This window comes from Oceanobacillus sp. FSL K6-3682, from assembly GCF_037976165.1.
In the GTDB taxonomy this organism is placed as follows: Bacteria; Bacillota; Bacilli; order Bacillales; family Amphibacillaceae; genus Oceanobacillus; species Oceanobacillus sojae.
The window spans coordinates 423,705-441,868 of sequence record NZ_CP150263.1; the positions used below are offsets into that span (position 1 = coordinate 423,705).

An 18,164-nucleotide genomic window follows, 5' to 3' on the forward strand; every position below is an offset into this window, starting at 1 on the left:
TATCATATTCAGTATTCGACTTTTACGCATGGAAATAAACGGGAGAAGCAGTACCACCTGACGAGCCAAAAGCAAGTATGCGAAAAAGGTTTTATTTTCAAAGCAGGGAGTAGAAATCCATTTGAAAATAGAAGCAGTGCAATTAAAGAAAAACAATGTCATTGCTGCATGACATAAATATTTATATATGTTTATTTTTTAAAGTTGATTTTATTTCATTTTAGCATTTGCTTATATGGTCATCAATCAAGGGTACCTCTTCTATTTGGCAGTTTTACGATTTCAGTAAACGAAAACCAGACGGTGAGGTATTTTTAAATTGTTAGAATATTTATTTAAGAGTATCAATTTCTCTAATTTGATGCTGGAGTAATATTTGAGGCTATATTATGAATTGCGAAGGGTGAATCAATTTAAATAGAAAGGGACAGGAAATATTATGACAACAAAAAATTCAGAAGATATCCTTAAGAGTATTCCGCAAAAAGGTTTTTTCGGACATCCTAAAGGTTTGTTTACATTATTCTTCACAGAGTTTTGGGAGAGATTTTCATACTATGGTATGAGAGCAATCTTACTTTACTATATGTATTATGCAATAAAAGATGGCGGGCTGAATCTGGATAAAGGAACAGCTGCTTCCATTATGGCTATTTATGGCTCACTTGTATATATGTCAGGAATTATTGGCGGTTGGATTGCTGACCGCTTGCTTGGTACAAAGAGAACTGTCTTCTATGGCGGAATATTGATTATGGCAGGTCATATTGCCTTATCTTTCCCAGGAGGAGTCACAGCTCTGTTTGTATCCATGGGCTTAATTGTTATTGGTACAGGACTGTTAAAACCGAATGTATCTAATATCGTCGGAGATTTATATGATAAAGAAGATCCACGTACCGATGCCGGTTTTAGTATATTCTATATGGGTATTAACCTTGGCGGTTTAATTGCACCATTTATTGTCGGAACACTCGGGCAAAAATATAATTTCCATCTTGGATTTGGGGTAGCAGCCCTGGGTATGCTTGTTGGGCTTATTATTTTCTTGGCTACCAGAAAGAAATATTTAGGGATTGCCGGTTCTTATGTGCCTAACCCATTATCACCTGAAGAAAAGAAATCTGTATTTCTGAAATTTGGAATCAGTGCCATCGTAATTGTTATTGTTGGTGCTATTCTGATTTCTAACGGTATTTTAACCATTGATGGATTTATCATGTTAGTAAGTATACTAGGGATAATTATTCCTATTATTTACTTTTTAGTGATGTATTTCAGCAAAAAAACAACAAGTCAGGAACAAAAGAGTTTACTTGCTTATATTCCATTATTCCTTGCAGCAATGGTGTTCTGGGCAATCCAGGAGCAAGGGGCAGTTATCCTGGCACAATACGCTGATGAACGGACAAGGTTATCATTTGCCGGTTTTTCCTTGCAATCATCTTGGTTCCAATCATTCAACCCATTATTTATTGTATTGTTAGCACCAGTATTTGCAGCGCTATGGATGAAGCTTGGCAAAAGACAGCCATCTACACACAAAAAATTCTCATTAGGTTTGATTTTTGCTGGCCTTTCTTTCTTGATTATGATCATTCCTGCAATTTATGCAGGGCCTGATGCGCTTGTCAGCCCAATATGGTTAGTGCTCAGCTTTTTAATTGTTGTCTTTGGTGAATTATGCTTGTCACCTGTTGGTTTAGCAGCCACAACGAGGATGGCTCCTGCGGCATTCTCCGCACAGACAATGAGTCTATGGTTCTTATCTAATGCTTCAGCACAGGCAATTAACGCACAAATCGTTAAATTATATAGCCCTGAAACAGAGATTATGTACTTTGGAATCATTGGCGGAATTGCTGTATTGCTTGGTGCTGTTCTATTCTTATTCTCCTCTTTCTATAAAAAAAGAGCGTAGCATGATTGAATCGAGCATATCCAAAAAATAGTCAGGTCACGGCTTACCAGACAGTTAGGTGACAGCTCTTAAAAAGGGGCAGGTCATTATATATTTCTTAAAAAAACCGCTTCTGCTTATCAAGTATGGAGCGGTTTTTTGGGGTTAACGAATAGTAATGTAATAATTGAATGATGGAGAAAATGAAATTCTATGTATTACTATATTTGACAGAGCTCCTTTTTTAACGTAAAACAAAGAAGAGCTTGGACATTATTGCTTAAACTTTATTTAAAAGTAATATTTGATTTGTTTATGATTTCAGAAAGAGGTGTACATATGTCGGTATATATCATGCCAATCCAAACAGCGGCTATCATATTTCTCCTATTGTCCGTATTTCTAACAATCCCTTGGCTGATCTATGTTTATAGAAAATATGGTTACTTAAGTATTTGGGCTTCTATCGTAGCTTTTTCTTTTATTTTTTACCTGTTATCCGCTTTATTTTTAGTGCTGCTGCCTTTACCGGATACTCGAAATACCTGTGCTTTGCAGCCGCCCGACACAGTACATTATTCGCTTACACCATTTTCTTTTATAACAGATACAATAAATAGCAGCAAAATTATTTGGACACAACCTGCAACCTATATGCAGATATTTAAACAGAGTGCATTTTTGCAGGCAGCCTTTAATATTCTGTTACTATTGCCGTTGGGAGTCTATTTAAGATACTTTTTCCAGAATAAACATTATTGGAAGCGTGCGTTAGGGTTGGGGTTTGGTTTGTCTCTTTTCTTTGAGATTACACAGGTAACAGGAATTTACGGAATATATAATTGTCCTTACCGTATATTCGATGTGGATGATCTGATTTTAAATAGTGCAGGGGCATTATTTGGGTTTCTTATTGCTCCAATGATACTTGCTTTATTCCCGTCTAAAAAAAATCTTCTTGCCAAGAGGGATAAAATACAGGAGAGCCAAGTAGTCCGCCCATTAGCTCAGCTGCTAGCAGTTTTCATCGATTTTATGCTTGTTCATATCAGCTGGAGTCTGACATTAGGGCTATTTATATCGAATGAGATGGTTGAATTTATTTATAAAACAGCCGGCTTTCTTGTTGTTTATTTTATTGTGCCTCTTTTATGGGATGGGAAAACAGCAGGGACAGGTATTCTGAGATTTGAACTTACTGACTCAGAAGGCGATGTACCTAAATGGCAGGCTATGTTTAAAAGGATGTTTGCCCTTTTTGTACCTTGGGTATTATCCGCATTTTTAAATATATTGACGGCAATTGAACTGGATATGAATTCGGAGATGTATGTTTATCATGTATGGCTTACAGTGGCTGTGTTCGGTTTTCTCGTTATAATGTGGATGGTTTTAGTTATTCATGCTATTTACATCATTTCTAAAAAAGGAAAGCGTACCTTTTATTACGACTACGCCTCTGGTATAACACCGAGAAAAGACTTGGATTAAGGACTCACATAGCAGGCTGAGAAAATGAAATTATCCAGCTTGGTTGCAAAGCTTTCCATGCAAAATCAATACAGATTAGGACTAAACTCTATCGGGGTTTAGTCTTTTTGTGTGAAAAAAACAGAGCAGCAGTACAAAGCCTGAGGCAAAAGAGATTCCTTTATAGTACAGGACAAATAAATTTATTCTGATATAATAGTAAAAAAGTAAGCCGTTAAATAAGCTGATTTTCCATTAACAGCCCAGATATTCTCAAAGAAAATGATTGAAAACGATAAATCAATATGATATAGTAATCCAAAATCAGAGGTGGACATTATGGATTTCGTCAACACACTATATTCATTCTCACTATTACATCATATCAGATAGCCTTGCTAACGATTTTAATTTTGAAAAAATCGAATTAGGAAGGCTATTATTCATGAAATCGCATTTGAATTAAGTTTAATACTTAACTCAAATGCGATTTTTGTCTATAAAACAGGAGGCCGGGGAAATGAAGAAAATGAATTATCAAAATGTAAAAGGAACACAGGATTATTTACCAGAGTCGGAAAGCATACGGAGAAATATCAGGAGGACATTAGAGGATGTATTCGTCCAATATGGCTGTCAGCCGTTAGAAACACCTATCTTAAATTATACGGAATTACTTGCTTCTAAATATGGCGGCGGAGCGGAAATATTAGAGGAGATGTATACCTTAACGGACAGAGGAGAAAGAGATTTAGCATTACGGTATGACCTCACTATCCCATTTACAAAAGTCGCAGCAATGAACCCGACATTGAAGATGCCCTTCAAGCGGTATGAAATTGGCAAGGTATTTCGGGATGGCCCAATAAAAACAGGAAGGCTTCGGGAATTTACACAGTGTGATGTTGATATTGTCGGGGTAGATTCACAAATAGCAGAAGCGGAATTAATGACGATGGCACTGGATGCTTTTGATAAACTTGGACTAAAAGTGAAAATCCAATTCAATAACAGGAAACTATTAACCGGGGTGCTTGAACTGTTTGGTGTGGAAGCGGCAAAAATAAACAAAGTAGTACTGATATTGGATAAGCTTGAAAAAGTAGGAGTAGATGCTGTTATAGGTGAGCTTGATAAGCAGGGACTGTCAGGTGCATCCATCCGCTCGATTAAACAGTTTTTGACAGATGGAAATAATACTAGTTTCGGCTATTTTGAAACTCTCTTTGCCCCAAATGAACAGATTAAACAGGGGCTCCAGGAGCTGAAAGAGCTAAAGTCGTATGTGGACTATCTTGATATCAATGAGCAATGTGAGTTTAATCCATTTTTAGCAAGGGGATTAGATATATATACAGGTACCGTTTATGAAGTATTCTTAGCCGATCAATCTATTACATCCAGCATAGGAAGCGGTGGAAGATATGATAATGCAATCGGCGGACTGATGGGGGCGGATGAAACCTTCTCTACCGTTGGAATCTCTTTTGGGCTGGACGTGATTTATACAGCTATGTCAGCATCTGGTGCAAGCCGAAAGCCTGGCAAAGAGATAGATTATTATATTATCCCGTTAGGCACACAAAAAGAAGCTTTATTAGTGGCCAAACACATAAGAAATAAAGGGTATAAAGCAGAGGTGGAGATGGGAAATAAAAAGATAAGCAAAGCGTTGGAAAGAGCGAATAAGGAAAAAATCCGCAATGTTATCATTATTGGAGAAAACGAAGTGAAAAATAACCAGTTTAAGGTGAAGAATATGCTGTTGGGAGAAGAAATTATAGAGCCATTTCCGTTTCTTTGAATAAGCTGCCAGCTGTAATATATTTAAATTTATGAAGGCAGGAAACCATTTTGAGGATTTCTTTAAAATAGATTCCTGCCAACTGTTTTGAATCAAATCTTATTTCATTCTGTTCTAACAGATTTTTTACCCATTCTTTATACCAACGACACGGAGTCTCTTATAATCCGCAATCCATTGGCCATCTTGGTTTAGAGTTTCCTTTAGGTTATTTTCTACGTGTATCATTACATGCTCTTGTATAGCTTCCGGCTGGTTTTCGAAGATATTTCCACAGAACATTTTCATCCAATTCCGCAATCCCGTCTCGCCTTCTAAAGGTGTCGGCCGGTCGAAATGCTGGGCAAATGCCACGTGGAATCCGGTTTTCTCCATCAAGGTTGTGTACTCGCCGATGCTTGGGAAGTACCAGGGGAATTGGTCTGGTGTATAGGGAATTCCTGCTTTTTTTATCTGAAGGATAATTTCATTTGTAATGATTTGAACATTATCTTTACCTCCAAATTCTGCAACAAACCTCCCGCCGGATTTCAGGCTGTTATAGATGTGTTGAAGTGCCTCCTCAGGCTGTTTTACCCAATGAAGTGTTGCATTTGAGAAAACGGCATCAAAAGAATTATTGTATTCAAGCTCTAGAACATCTTTCGCTATAAACGTTACATCAGGATATTTAATGTTTGCCTGATGAACCATGTTCTCTGATTTATCAACCCCTGTTACACGGGCACCATGCTGATAGATTTTATGGGCCAGGTCTCCTGTACCGCACCCTATATCGAGAATCTGCTCTTCTTCTACAGGGGATAAAAGCTCTAATAAATGACTGCCAAACTTTGATACAAACGAATGATTTCCGTCGTACAAATCTGCATTCCAAATATCTTTTACATGATGATGTTCCATAACCGCTCCTCCTTAAATTGTAACCATGGACTAAATTTGCAAGTATTAATTGTATTATAGTGAATTTAGCTTATAATGAAAAATAAAATAATTTATATATTTTAATAACGGATTGTTATAAGTGTTCGGGAGGAGAAGTATTAAAGTGGATATTAAATGGCTAAAGACCTTCGTTGTTGCAGCGGGATTTGAGAATTTTAGAAAAGCCTCTGAGGAATTATATCTGACCCAGCCTGCCATTTCAAAGCATATAAAACGTCTGGAAGAGCATCTTCAAATCGATTTATTTGAACGAAGCGGGAAAAAAGTGATACTGACAGATGCAGGACACCACTTTCTCCCATTTGCCGAAGAGCTGATTTTAAGCTATGAAGAGGGAATGGAGCGTTTTGATTCATGGAAGCAAGGCTATCATCGTAAATTAACCATTGCAGCTGCTCCGCAAATCGCATCCTCCTTTTTACCTCCGCTATTACGGACATTTATGGATGAAAATGATGATATAGAAGTACTGATAAATGTTGTAAATTCCTTTGAAATAGGTGATGAAGTGAATACAGGAAGAGCTGAACTCGGTTTAACCAGAGTAATTCCAATCCAAACGAATTTAAATGCTGAAGCAGTGCATAATGAACCTGTTATTCTAGTAGGGACTAACGTAGAAGGAAAAATAAACAGCATAAAGGAAAGCCAAGTTTTATCCGATTATCGGCTGATCACCAATAATCATCCGGATTACTGGGATACTTTGTTAAAAGATGTTAAGAAACATTATCCAAACGTCCGGACGATGGCAGTCAATCAGATAGAAGTAACAAAAAAATTTATCGAAAATGGTCTTGGTGTTTCCTACTTACCGGTTTCTATGGTGAAGGATGAAATAGAAGCGAATAAATTAATAGAAATAAAACCGGAAAAAATAGCTGCGCCCAATTCAGAAACGTACGTTTTAACAAAGATAGAGACAGAGGAAGCCAGAAGTTTTATTGCTTTTTTAAAGGAATCATTATAAAAGATTTAAAGCCGCTAATGGTATTCTGGTTAATATCATAACAGTAACAACAGCATTTTAGTTAACAGAAAATATTGTTGACATAACACCTTTTAGCGTTATATCATAAAACGAAACCAAAAGGTGTTACATTAAATGTGAAGTGAGGAATATAAGCATGGAGAAACTTAGAGATATAAAACAAACAACTATTTTTAATGCTCCTATCGAGAGGGTTTGGGATAAAGTATCCACATCAGAAGGGATGGCTGCCTGGTTTATGCCAAATGATTTTAAAGCGGTAGTGGGGCATGAATTTACTATTCAATCACCATTTGGCCCATCCCCCTGCAAAGTGTTGGAGGTAGATAAGCCTAACAAAATATCTTTTGCATGGGATATAGATGGATGGGTTGTTTCGTTTATCTTAAAGGATTTAGGTGATAACACAGAATTTACGGTTATTCACGGTGGCTGGAAAGAAGCAGAGACAGTGATCACCAAACCAAATGAGAAGAGCGGTGTTATCAGAGAGAGAATGAACAATGGATGGGAAAGCATTGTTGCTGAAAGACTGAAAAAGGTGGTTGAGGCCTAAATGTCAGCTTTAAAAAAACATGATGTGTTCCAAGCTGTTGCTGATCCGACTAGAAGAGAAATTCTGCATTTGCTTTCCAAGCAGAACTTAGCTATTTCAGAGATTACATCTCATTTTTCAATTACCCGGACAGCAGTAGTAAAGCATCTTACTATATTATCTGAGGCAAATCTTGTTTCCGGGAAAAAGAGCGGCAGAGAAAAAATTTATCATCTACATCCAGAGCCTTTAATGGACATAAAAGACTGGGTTTCTTATTTTGAACAGTTCTGGGATAATAAGTTGTCCATGCTGAAGTATTTAGTAGAGAACGAGGAAGATAAGAAAGAATAGCAAATTCTAAAGGATGTGCTGGTACCGATGGAACAATAGCTCATACTTTTATAAATAAGTCCCTGAAAAGCAGGAATTATTGCATGAAACCGCGAATGGATGATTAAGCCCTAAAAAATATAACTCCTGGGAGGATTATAAAATGGACTTTCATCAAGCCTTGGAACAGCATATGCAGGCCATGAAACAAAAAGATATGGAGAGCTTCACGGACACGATTCATCAGAAAGATATTACCCTTATTCTGCCGAACGGGAAGCTTATTCAAAATCGGAAAGAATTCATCCAGTTTAATCAGGACTGGTTTTCAGATCCAGATTGGAAAATAACATATGATGTCATTAAAACAAAAGAAAAAAAGAGTGTAGGTTACGCGTTACTGTTTATTCATTACGACGATTTAGATGAAGATGGGAATCCTTATCATCAGGATTATTATCTCCATCTCGTGTTTGAAAAGGAAAACGAGGATTGGCTGCTGACTTATGATCAAAATACTTTTATACGATAAAAAGTAAGATATCATTATTTTCAGCATATGAAATATAAGATGAAAGAAAAAATCTCCGAAGCTTAAGGAGATTTTTTTGCTGTTATTACCAATAAAAATGACCTGTTCCATCAATTTGATAATTGTCTTTTTAAACTTGCTCACTATATGTTTTAAAATTATCTAATATCGCCTGCCAGCCACTTTTTTGCATCTCTATCGGGTTTTCAGGTTCCGCTTCAAAAACTTCAGTAATCTTTGTCACGTTTCCTTGCCTGGTAAAAGTAATGCTGACTTTCCGGCCATCCCCAAGTGTATAAGAAATAAATTCATTTGTACTTACCTCATCATATACACCACTAAAGTCAAATCCAAAACTTCCATCTTTTGCTTCCATTCTTGTCGTGAATTTTCCCCCAGCTCTAAGATCATTTTCAGCACTTGGTGCATGCCATTCATCTGAAGCAAAAGACCACTTAGTTATATGCTCTGGTTCAGTCCAATGAATCCATACTTTCTCAACAGGTGTAAGGACCGTTACTTCAATGGTTATCATTTCTGGTTTATCAGCTTCCATTACATAACCTCCTTTTAAAAGTGTATTTATATCTATAATAATAACACGCTGTTTTCACCAGTGTTCTCTTAAATACTATTTTAATCAGGAAGATATGTGATAAGATAATTATTTATAAAAGCGTCATCGAATATTGGCTGGAACTATCAAAATTCTGCCACAGCCTATATATTGAAGTACAATACTGTTGTGAGAGGAAGAAAAACATGATAAGAGAAGCAACTGCAAAAGATTTAGCGGATATTTTAGATATATATAATGATGCCATTCTTCATACTGCTGCTGTATATACTTATAAACCACAGACGATCACAAATAGACAGGAATGGTATAAACAAAAAATGGATGCAGGCTACCCAATTCTAGTAAGTGAACAAGCTGGTAAAGTAGCAGGATTTGCAACATTCGGTCCTTTTAGAGACTGGCCGGCTTATAAATACTCTATTGAACATTCTATTTATGTAGATAAAGGATATCGTAAAAAAGGAATTGCAAGTTCTTTAATGAATGAAATCATTGCAATTGCCAGAGAAAGAGAATACAAGATGATGGTTGCCGGGATTGACGCAGAAAATGAGAAAAGTATTGTCATGCATGAAAAATTCGGCTTCTTGCATGCAGGGACTATAAAAAATATCGGCTTTAAATTTAATCAATGGAGAGATCTAGCTTTTTATCAATTAGAATTAAACGGCCCAGAGAAACCTACGGAAGAATAATGTTATTTGCTATTTGTTAAAGGTTTGGGTTTGTCAGGAAAATCAGGAAAAGGAGTTTTTATCTTGGTACGATTAGAATACTTTTCAAAAAAAGATTTTCAGCAATTAATCGATTGGATGCCAGATGCTTCATTTGTTTTACAGTGGAGCGGGCCGACATTCAGCTATCCTTTGACAAACGGGCAGCTGGAAAAATATATGGAAGGTGCAAATAAACCAGATGCTACTACATATATATTTAAGGTGATGGATGATACAATTAATGAGGTTATTGGGCATGTTTCTCTGGGGAAAGTGGATAGAAATAATTCTTCAGCAAGGATTGGCAAAGTATTAGTTGGTGCTGCTGATAGCAGAGGAAAAGGCTATGGAAGTCAGATAATACATGCAGCGTTAGCATTTGCGTTTGAAGAATTAAAATTGTATAAAGTAAATCTGGGTGTGTTTGATTTTAATATGTCAGCTATAAAGTGTTATGAAGCAGCCGGGTTTCGAAGAGAAAGGTCTATAAAAGATGCTGCAAAAATAGGAGACGAGTATTGGACTTTGATTGAGATGGGAATTTTATATAATGATTGGGAAAATAGAATATCTTAGAAAAAGCAAAATAGATAAAAAAGCTCCGTCCATAAAGAATGAAGCTTTTTTACCTTGTCAGTTATGGAATGGGTGTCAAATACCTTTTACAGCGCTTGCCTATTTTATTGATTATCAATGTCATATACCTGCTGCAGAATACTATAATGTGTTATCCTAAGCAAAACCAGTAATGAAAAAGGAGCTGGAAGTATTGGAATTAAAATCCGGATATGGCCTGGATCCTGATGGGTATATTATAAGTGACGTCAGTATGGACAAAATTGACTTAAGATATCTGCCTTGTATAGAAGAAACTGTGGATTGGCTTAAAAATTTATACCAACAGCAATTGCATAGTGTCTATCTTTACGGCAGCGTGCCAAGAGGAGACGCTGTTCTTATAAAATCAGATTTAGATATTATAGCTATGTTTCGCACTAAATTGACCGCTTCTCAATTGGATGAATTAAAGAAATTGGCCGGTAAACTAACAAAAAAATATCAATCTTTGGTTCGTGAGGTTGGGATAGCTATTGCTGATTATGACTATACCTTTGATACCTCCAACTACTATGAAAATGCTTTTTTGAAGGAAATCTGTGTTTGTGTATATGGAGAGGACGTAAGGGAATGTTTTGGTCCATACAAACTGACACCGGAGATACCAATTTCTTTCAATGGGGATATTTGTGAGGTCCGCAATCGGGTTTTAAAAAGGATGAAAGCAGCTTCTGATGAAGATTTTAAAATACTCCTACAAGGTTTTTGCCGTAAGCTTATCCGGACATATTATTCTATGACCATGGTACGATCTCAAATCTGGACGACACGCCTGTATGAACAATCCAAGGTGGTTGTGCAGTACTTCCCTGAAAAAGAGGATGTTATCCATACTTTGTTAAATTGGATAGAAGAACCTTCTGCAGACCGGAACCCTGCATATAAATTGCTTCACAAGGAAGGGGAGTGGACTTGCAGGAACTTTATAAAGGAAGCAGGTAAATTCTGTTAAATGCACGGAAGCGACATAACGCTAATCTGTTTTAAATGATGTGTGTAAATATACAGCAATCAAGAAGAAATACAGCATATTTTTACGTGATAAACTGGCATTAAGAAGGTTTTGCAATGAGCAAGGTGACTCTAAATATCTCTATGTCATTAGACAGGTTTATAGCAGGGGCCAATGATAATCCTAATCAACCTTTGGGAGATCAGGGTGATATTTTGCAGGCCTGGAGTTTTCCGGGGAAGAAACGAGCGAAACAAATTCCTTTTTCAAGCTTTCCGGCAGTTTATGCGCATCATTTTTCATTAAAAATTATATCAACATGCTTGCATTGAGTAAAAAAAAGAGTTAAGCTATTTTTGTAATTGATTAATCACTAAATTTGGGCAGGTGCACTGATATGGCAAAATCAACAAAGGAAAATCGTAAGGAAGAGATCCTGGAGGCAGGATTGGAAGTATTTGCAGAAAAAGGCTATTATAATGCAACTACCGCTCAGGTTGCGGAAAAAGCAGCTATCTCCCAGCCTTATGTGTTTAGATTCTTCAAAACAAAGGAAGAATTATTTATCGCTGCTTTAGATCGGGCATTTGAAAGAATCCTTCAAACATTTAAAAATGTGGAAGCAAAACCGTATCAGCTTGTTGCGAAAATGATTGAAGCTTACGAGGAGCTGTCCGAATTGCATCCTAATGAGATTGCTGTACAGGTAATAGGTGTTTCTGTAACAGAAAAGCCTATACAGGACATTGCCAAAAAAGGATTATCTCAAATTAGAAGATATACTTTGGAAAGATTCAAGGCTGCTGGAGTAAAGGATGCAGAAAGAGAAGCCAGTACGTTTTTAGCGAGAGGAATGCTCTGTAATATATCTTATTTCTTAGACCTTCCTGAGCTTATTGATGGGAAAGGAAAATAAATAATCAATAAAGATGATTATTTATTTTTTATAATAGTTAGTAATTGATCAATCAATAAATATAGTGATTTGGAGGTGGAAAAGTGAAATTAAGCAAGGTTGATTATGTTTTTATTGGAGTTATTGCCGTCTGTATTATCAGCTGGCTGGATTAATTATTTACTAATCAATGATGAAAAGGAGGCAGAGAAAACGTTGAAGAAGAATAAAATAGAAAACACAGTTTCCGGATTATCTGTAGGGTTAGGAATTACTGCTCTTGTCATTGTATTGTTCACATATTGGGATTAACCCAGGCATTTATCAGGAATAAGTTAAATCTGGCCTTACCATATAAATAACAAATATATTTTTTATCATTTAGTTATTGATTAATCAATAACTAAATAGAAGGGAGTTTTGAAGATGAAAAAAGCAATCGTATTAGGTGCCACTGGAGGAACTGGTCAAGTAATTGTTTCGGAACTATTAAACAGAGGAATAGAAGTCATTGCTTTCGGGCGTTCACAAAATAAATTGGAAGCATTGTTAGCTGAATACAATCATCATTTGAGTCTTACCTATAAGCTGGGAGATATATTTGATTACCAAACAATTGTAGACGCTGCTAAAGATGCAGATGTTATCTTTCAATGTGCGAATGTTAAATATCAGGAAATGGCAGAAAAACTGATGCCATTGGGAGAAAGTGTAATGAAAGCGGCAGACGCTTTGGGAAAAAGAATCGTGATTGTTGATGGGATTTATGTATATGGACATCAGGTAGCGAAAGGAGACGAAAATCATCCTCAAAATCCGCATACGAAAAAAGGTAAACTTAGAGTAGTATTCGAGCAGCTGATATTTAGCGAGAAATGGAAGAGAGCAGAGGCTTTAATTGTCAGATTACCGGATTATTATGGACCAACATCACAAAATTCTTATTTACAGCCTACACTCGATGGGGTGGCTGCAGGTAAAACATCCATTTTTATTGGGAATTTAAAAACACCCCGGGAATATGTTTATTTACCAGATGCGGCTAAAATGATTGTAAATATAGCAGAAAAAGATGATTCCTATGGTGAAAATTGGAATATACCAGGAGCTGGATTGATTTCAGGTAAAGAGATTATCCGAATTGCCCGGAAAGTAACAGGAAACCAAAAGGCTGTTATTCCTTTGACTAAAAATGTTATCCGTCTGGTTGGCTTGTTCGATGAATTCATGAGAGAAATAGTTGAAATCATGTATCTTACCAAAGAAGGATTCATTTTAAGTGGAGAAAAATATGAAAAGAGGATTGGTGCTATTCCGGCAACTCCTTTTCAAAAAGGTCTGGAAAAAACATTACAAGCTTTAATGGACAAAAATAATTAATGTTTCGCAGTTGATAGAAACTGACGATGCTGAAGCAAGGCTATGAAGTAGAATTGTATATTATAACTGTTAATGCGTCACATATCATGTGACGCATTATTTTTTTGTCTGGAATGATTTTTATTTTTCACTTTATGAGATCCTGCTAATGGTTCGCCATAAGGCTGCTTTGGACTTTGGGGTAAATCAGGCTGTTCCTGCTGCTTTGGTCCTTTTCGATTTTTAGTCATCTATATCCATCCTCCATAGTTGTAATTATTGCGCATTTGTATTTGCAAAAGTATTTTCATCCTCAATTAAACCGCATGCTCCGCACTGTATCCTTTTATCCGGGCCGTTGTAAGCAATATGAAAAACCTCTAATGGATCCTGCTCATAATCATTTAACACTGCACCGGTGTTGGCATCCAATTTGACCGGATTTGCTATTTGTTCAATGATATTAAATCGGGAACGGTTTGTTTTACATCTGGGGCATTGGTAAGGCTGGTTCATATATAACACCTCAATTTTTAACCATTTTGCTCGAAGCTTAGCCTTATTTTCTCTGATTTACGCTAATTTATACGGGAATTTTAAATGGAGTCTGTGCTTTGCAGGTTTAATTTAGACTGATTCTTTATCTTCCATACAAAAGTTTAGTTAATAATTTGTTGACAAATAGAAATATAAAGCCTATAATTATATTTAATTCAATATAAATTAATTAAATAAGATTGAATTAAATGCAATTAAGGAAAAATTATCTTTAAAACGAATTATTGCTTTAATTTGGTCCATGTTTTCTGAGAATCTTCGGCAAAGCTTATAAAACCTTATGATTAAACCCGGTACCTTTGTATGCTGATTTATTTAGCAAAATAAATTGTATTTGGTATAAAAATTAATGAATGAGGGATAAAAAGAATGATGTCAGATATCGGAGGACAGGGCTTGCGTTGAAAGAGGTGCAGCAAATGGGATTTTTAGATAAATTATTTGGAAAATCAAATGAATCGAAGGAGATGGAAAGTATGTCAAATACAAAAGTAGCAGTTATTTTTTACAGTATGGGTGGTACCAACTACCAAATGGCAAAATGGGCAGCAGAAGCGGCTGAAGCTAAAGGTGCTGAAGTAAGAGTATTAAAAGTACAGGAATTAGCTCCAGAATCAGTTATTGAAGGAAATCCGGTATGGAAAGCTACAGTGGAAGCAACAAAAGATGTTCCGGTTGCAGCTTCAGAAGATCTTGAGTGGGCAGATGCAATTATTTTCAGCACACCAACACGTTTCGGAAACATGCCTTCGCAAATGAAACAGTTTTTAGATATCCAAGGCGGGCTTTGGGCAAGCGGAAAAACCGTTAACAAAGTGGTCAGTGCGATGTCTTCTGCACAGAACCCGCATGGCGGTCAGGAAGCAACTATTCTGTCACTATATACCAGCATGATGCACTGGGGAGCAATCATCGTTCCTCCAGGTTACTCTGATGAATCTGTATTTGCAGCTGGTGGAAATCCATATGGAACTAGTGTTACTGTCGATCAGGATGGAAAAATGGTTGAAGATGTACAAGCTGCTGTGAAACATCAGGCAGAGCGCACAGTTACAGCTGCTGAATGGGTTAAAAAAGGAAATCAGTAATTAATGACATTAAAAAAGATGGTACCTCTTTCTATTTGGGGTATTGTCTTTTTTATTAGTATCAACATAGCTTGGTGAGTGTCGGTAATTACTTACATAAAAAATGAATCCTTTCTTGGTGCTTTATCGTAAATATAGATGCAGCAATAAGAGAGGAAGAGCAGAAGATGGGAATTTTATTAGCAACTTTAATAAGTATGATTTTATACGTGATTGTAGCAGTTGTAGTAGCTTTTGCTTCATCGGTACAAACAGGGCGGGCGCTGAAATTTGCTTTTGGATTATTTGTTTTTGGTTTTATTGTTTTAGCCGTCATTAACTATTTTATGATGCCGGCAATTACTATTCCGAATATGCTATTGATTAATTTAATTACTGCTATTGTCCTTGCACCGGCTTTGACGGCAATATTAAAGCCGAATAATTTTATGGAGAAAAAGCTGTTTATACCATTGTTCAGCATTTTTGGATTAGGACTGTTATTATTTATCGCTGTAATCATTACCGGTTTTACAGTATTGGACAATGCACATAATACGATCACAGTAAATGAAGAGTCCGAGGCAAAGCCGTTATCTAAGGATGAAACACCGATTACAGTGGCCCCTGAATTTGCACGTAACAAGATTCAAAAGGCAATGAGTGTTGTGCCAAACGCCCAATTCTATGACTTAGGCAAGCTACAGGTACAGCAGGTGGGAGATGAAATTGTTTACGTTGCTCCTGTTGAATTCGCCGACTTTTGGAAGTTTGTCCGTGGAAAAGAAACAGCTGGGTACTTTACGATTTCTGCAACAGATGTAAACGCACAGCCAACGTTTGAAGAGGAGCCTATGGAATATACAAATTCCAGCTATTTTCATAAATATGTGCAGCGTGTAATTTATAATAAGTTTCCGCAATATATACAAGGTGGAGAAGCACAAATAGAAGTGGATGATGATGGAAAGCCATGGTATGTTCAAACCATTTATAAGCCGATGAATATTACAAATAAACCAAACCTGGATAAGCTTCAGGTTGTGGTGATTGATCCGGTCACTGGTGAAATGAATGCTTATCAAACAGACGAGGCTCCAGACTTTATTGAAGGATCTGTAAGCTCAGAAATGGCTACGTTAACGAATGATTATTATGGGAAATATGTTCATGGCTGGTTAAACAGCGTCTTTGGCAAGAGAGATGTGAAGCTGCCTAACCAATCTGGCACGGAATCTGGGGTTACACCAATGTTTGATGAGAATGGAGATATGTTTTATTTTACCGATATGACCTCCCCGAAGGAAAATATCGATTCTGCATTAGGCTATACATTAGTTAATGCACGAACCGGAGAGCTGACCTATTATGGCGGTAAGAAGAACAACGGTATTATGGACAGTGAAGGAGCAAAGCAAATCGTTAATAAGGAATTCCCGGAGAAGAAATGGGAAGGGTATATGCCTGTTCTATACAATGTTGACGGAAATCCAACCTGGGTTGTCAATGTACTGGATCCGAATGGATTGCATAAGCAGTATGCCTACATTAAAGCGAATGATTCAGACTTTGTCGTGTTTGGCGATACCGCAAATGCTGCTTTGGATGCCTATCGAATGGCTCTGTTACAGGATCCTGGAAACACGGGAGCTACTGGTGATACTGTCACTGAGACTGTTCAAGGAACCGTCAGTCGTGTAGTTGTGAACTCGACAGAGCAGGGGCAGATTATCCAATTTTTACTTGAAAACGATACAACGATCTATACTGTAAATGCCAGCAAGGCTCCATTAGCAATCTTTCTGGAACAGGGAGATAATATCGAGGCAGAAGCACAGCTGATGGATAATGGTACTGCAACCATTGAAGTGATGGAGATTGATGGTTTAACAGAATAGCAGCTAGATATACGCGTACCAATCCCTTATTGTTAAAAACGGCAATAGGGGATTTTTTTGATTTGTTGAAAGATGACTTTTCCATGTAGTTTAAGTATTAAGATTAGAATAATAAGAAATATTTTTTTTAGAATATCAAAATGGTTGTTGACTCTTGCCTTAGGTAGGAGTCTATTGTTTATTTATGAGGAGGTGAGTTTCATATGCTGACGGTTAAGCAAGTAGCTGATTTAACCGGAATAACGATCAAAACACTTTATCATTATCATAAGATTGGACTGTTAGAGCCGAGGGAAATCACAGAAGCTGGATATCGTTTATATGGGAAAAAGGAATTAGAAAAATTACAGCATATTTTGTTTTATCGTGAATTAGATTTTTCATTAGAGTCTATTCAGAAAATATTGTATGAGAAAAAAAGCCGTTACGATATGTTAATGGAACAAAAGAGACTGATAGAAGACAAGAGAGAACGAATGAATCTGATATTAAATACTCTTAACGAAACTATATATTTTGAGGAGCGTGGAGAAGTGATGGATAATCAAAATATGTTTAAAGGGTTAAATCAAGAACAATGGCAGGAACAGTTAAAAGAGCAAAATGAATATCTGCAGGAAACTTATCAATACGAAATCCCTGTAGATAATATTGAAGCGGAGGAATTAAATGAATCAGCCAGAGAATCGAAAGCGTTTATGGATAAAATGGCTTTTGCTTTAAAAAAGGGATGGACAGTAAATGATGAAAGGGTCAAACAGCTTATCTCTGAGCATATTAAGTATATCAATGACAACATTATGAAGGTAGACTCACAAGGGTTTGTTGAATCAACATGGTTTTTTATTACTGATGAATTTCACAAAAATATGTTAGAGAATCAACAAACAGGATTAACTTATTATTTGTATGCTGCTTCTGTTAACTATGCAAAGCAAGGCTAGACAAATTATTCATAAGCAGAAAAAAGAGAGACTGTAAAAATAACTTTGAAAATAAAAAATTATATGT

21 protein-coding genes are annotated in these 18,164 nt (G+C 36.5%); 17 read left to right on the forward strand and 4 right to left on the reverse strand.

The window, feature by feature from the left end:
- The first annotated feature begins 439 nt into the window (after nt 1-439).
- The 3 genes from MHH51_RS02270 (at nt 440) to MHH51_RS02280 (ending at nt 5,174) form a co-directional block, all read left to right on the forward strand.
- Nucleotides 440-1,921 carry a peptide MFS transporter gene (locus MHH51_RS02270; RefSeq protein ID WP_339284263.1) on the forward strand — a complete coding sequence of 494 codons (1,482 nt, stop codon included), beginning with the start codon at nt 440-442 and terminating at the stop codon, nt 1,919-1,921.
- A gap of 318 nt (nt 1,922-2,239) precedes the next feature.
- Entirely contained in the window at nt 2,240-3,391 is a 1,152-nt protein-coding gene (locus MHH51_RS02275) for a VanZ family protein (protein ID WP_339284264.1), read from the forward strand.
- 499 nt (nt 3,392-3,890) lie between these two features.
- Entirely contained in the window at nt 3,891-5,174 is a 1,284-nt protein-coding gene (locus tag MHH51_RS02280) for a histidine--tRNA ligase (protein ID WP_339284265.1), read from the forward strand.
- Between the two features lie 126 nt (nt 5,175-5,300).
- Here the strand turns inward: MHH51_RS02280 and MHH51_RS02285 are convergent, their stop codons facing one another.
- Nucleotides 5,301-6,077: a methyltransferase domain-containing protein gene (locus MHH51_RS02285; RefSeq protein ID WP_339284266.1), complete on the reverse strand. Its 777-nt coding sequence runs from the start codon at nt 6,075-6,077 to the stop codon at nt 5,301-5,303.
- Nucleotides 6,078-6,222: 145 nt separating this feature from the next.
- On the opposite strand from MHH51_RS02285, the gene MHH51_RS02290 reads away from it, so the two are divergent.
- The 4 genes from MHH51_RS02290 (at nt 6,223) to MHH51_RS02305 (ending at nt 8,510) form a co-directional block, all read left to right on the forward strand.
- Nucleotides 6,223-7,089 carry a LysR family transcriptional regulator gene (locus MHH51_RS02290; protein WP_339284267.1) on the forward strand — a complete coding sequence of 289 codons (867 nt, stop codon included), beginning with the start codon at nt 6,223-6,225 and terminating at the stop codon, nt 7,087-7,089.
- A gap of 157 nt (nt 7,090-7,246) precedes the next feature.
- The gene (locus MHH51_RS02295; protein WP_156985909.1) at nt 7,247-7,666 is read left to right on the forward strand and encodes an SRPBCC domain-containing protein; all 420 of its coding nucleotides are present in this window, start codon (nt 7,247-7,249) and stop codon (nt 7,664-7,666) included.
- Complete coding sequence (locus MHH51_RS02300; RefSeq protein ID WP_147208921.1) at nt 7,667-7,999, forward strand: metalloregulator ArsR/SmtB family transcription factor; 333 nt, start codon at nt 7,667-7,669, stop codon at nt 7,997-7,999. It begins immediately after the preceding gene.
- 142 nt (nt 8,000-8,141) lie between these two features.
- Nucleotides 8,142-8,510, forward strand: coding sequence for a nuclear transport factor 2 family protein (locus MHH51_RS02305; RefSeq protein WP_339284268.1), 369 nt, complete (start codon nt 8,142-8,144; stop codon nt 8,508-8,510).
- Nucleotides 8,511-8,640: 130 nt separating this feature from the next.
- Here MHH51_RS02305 and MHH51_RS02310 read toward each other — a convergent pair whose 3' ends face one another.
- Nucleotides 8,641-9,066, reverse strand: a complete 426-nt coding sequence (locus tag MHH51_RS02310) for an SRPBCC family protein (RefSeq protein ID WP_339284269.1) — start codon at nt 9,064-9,066, stop codon at nt 8,641-8,643.
- Between the two features lie 206 nt (nt 9,067-9,272).
- Here MHH51_RS02310 and MHH51_RS02315 point away from each other — a divergent pair, with 206 nt between their 5' ends.
- From MHH51_RS02315 to MHH51_RS02345, 7 genes are all read left to right on the forward strand, one after another.
- Entirely contained in the window at nt 9,273-9,785 is a 513-nt protein-coding gene (locus MHH51_RS02315; protein WP_339284271.1) for an N-acetyltransferase family protein, read from the forward strand.
- 63 nt (nt 9,786-9,848) lie between these two features.
- Nucleotides 9,849-10,382, forward strand: a complete 534-nt coding sequence (locus tag MHH51_RS02320; protein WP_156985906.1) for a GNAT family protein — start codon at nt 9,849-9,851, stop codon at nt 10,380-10,382.
- Nucleotides 10,383-10,575: 193 nt separating this feature from the next.
- A complete protein-coding gene (locus MHH51_RS02325; RefSeq protein ID WP_246145035.1) occupies nt 10,576-11,376 on the forward strand; it encodes a nucleotidyltransferase domain-containing protein in 801 nt (266 codons plus the stop codon).
- Nucleotides 11,377-11,492: 116 nt separating this feature from the next.
- A complete protein-coding gene (locus MHH51_RS02330) occupies nt 11,493-11,708 on the forward strand; it encodes a hypothetical protein (protein WP_186813546.1) in 216 nt (71 codons plus the stop codon).
- Nucleotides 11,709-11,773: 65 nt separating this feature from the next.
- Nucleotides 11,774-12,292 carry a TetR/AcrR family transcriptional regulator gene (locus tag MHH51_RS02335; protein WP_147208933.1) on the forward strand — a complete coding sequence of 173 codons (519 nt, stop codon included), beginning with the start codon at nt 11,774-11,776 and terminating at the stop codon, nt 12,290-12,292.
- 105 nt (nt 12,293-12,397) lie between these two features.
- Nucleotides 12,398-12,583 (forward strand): hypothetical protein, encoded by a 186-nt coding sequence (locus MHH51_RS02340; RefSeq protein WP_156985905.1) that lies wholly within the window; start codon nt 12,398-12,400, stop codon nt 12,581-12,583.
- A gap of 114 nt (nt 12,584-12,697) precedes the next feature.
- Nucleotides 12,698-13,651: an SDR family oxidoreductase gene (locus MHH51_RS02345; RefSeq protein WP_147208937.1), complete on the forward strand. Its 954-nt coding sequence runs from the start codon at nt 12,698-12,700 to the stop codon at nt 13,649-13,651.
- Nucleotides 13,652-13,728: 77 nt separating this feature from the next.
- Here the strand turns inward: MHH51_RS02345 and MHH51_RS02350 are convergent, their stop codons facing one another.
- A complete protein-coding gene (locus MHH51_RS02350; RefSeq protein WP_077604915.1) occupies nt 13,729-13,881 on the reverse strand; it encodes a small acid-soluble spore protein P in 153 nt (50 codons plus the stop codon).
- Between the two features lie 25 nt (nt 13,882-13,906).
- Nucleotides 13,907-14,146 (reverse strand): DNA alkylation repair protein, encoded by a 240-nt coding sequence (locus MHH51_RS02355; RefSeq protein WP_339284273.1) that lies wholly within the window; start codon nt 14,144-14,146, stop codon nt 13,907-13,909.
- 518 nt (nt 14,147-14,664) lie between these two features.
- Here MHH51_RS02355 and wrbA point away from each other — a divergent pair.
- The 3 genes from wrbA (at nt 14,665) to MHH51_RS02370 (ending at nt 18,097) form a co-directional block, all read left to right on the forward strand.
- Nucleotides 14,665-15,276: an NAD(P)H:quinone oxidoreductase type IV gene (wrbA, locus tag MHH51_RS02360; protein WP_147209387.1), complete on the forward strand. Its 612-nt coding sequence runs from the start codon at nt 14,665-14,667 to the stop codon at nt 15,274-15,276.
- Nucleotides 15,277-15,443: 167 nt separating this feature from the next.
- Nucleotides 15,444-17,153 (forward strand): DNA-binding protein, encoded by a 1,710-nt coding sequence (locus tag MHH51_RS02365; protein WP_339284275.1) that lies wholly within the window; start codon nt 15,444-15,446, stop codon nt 17,151-17,153.
- 203 nt (nt 17,154-17,356) lie between these two features.
- Nucleotides 17,357-18,097 carry a MerR family transcriptional regulator gene (locus tag MHH51_RS02370; protein ID WP_339284277.1) on the forward strand — a complete coding sequence of 247 codons (741 nt, stop codon included), beginning with the start codon at nt 17,357-17,359 and terminating at the stop codon, nt 18,095-18,097.
- The last annotated feature ends 67 nt before the right edge of the window (nt 18,098-18,164 follow it).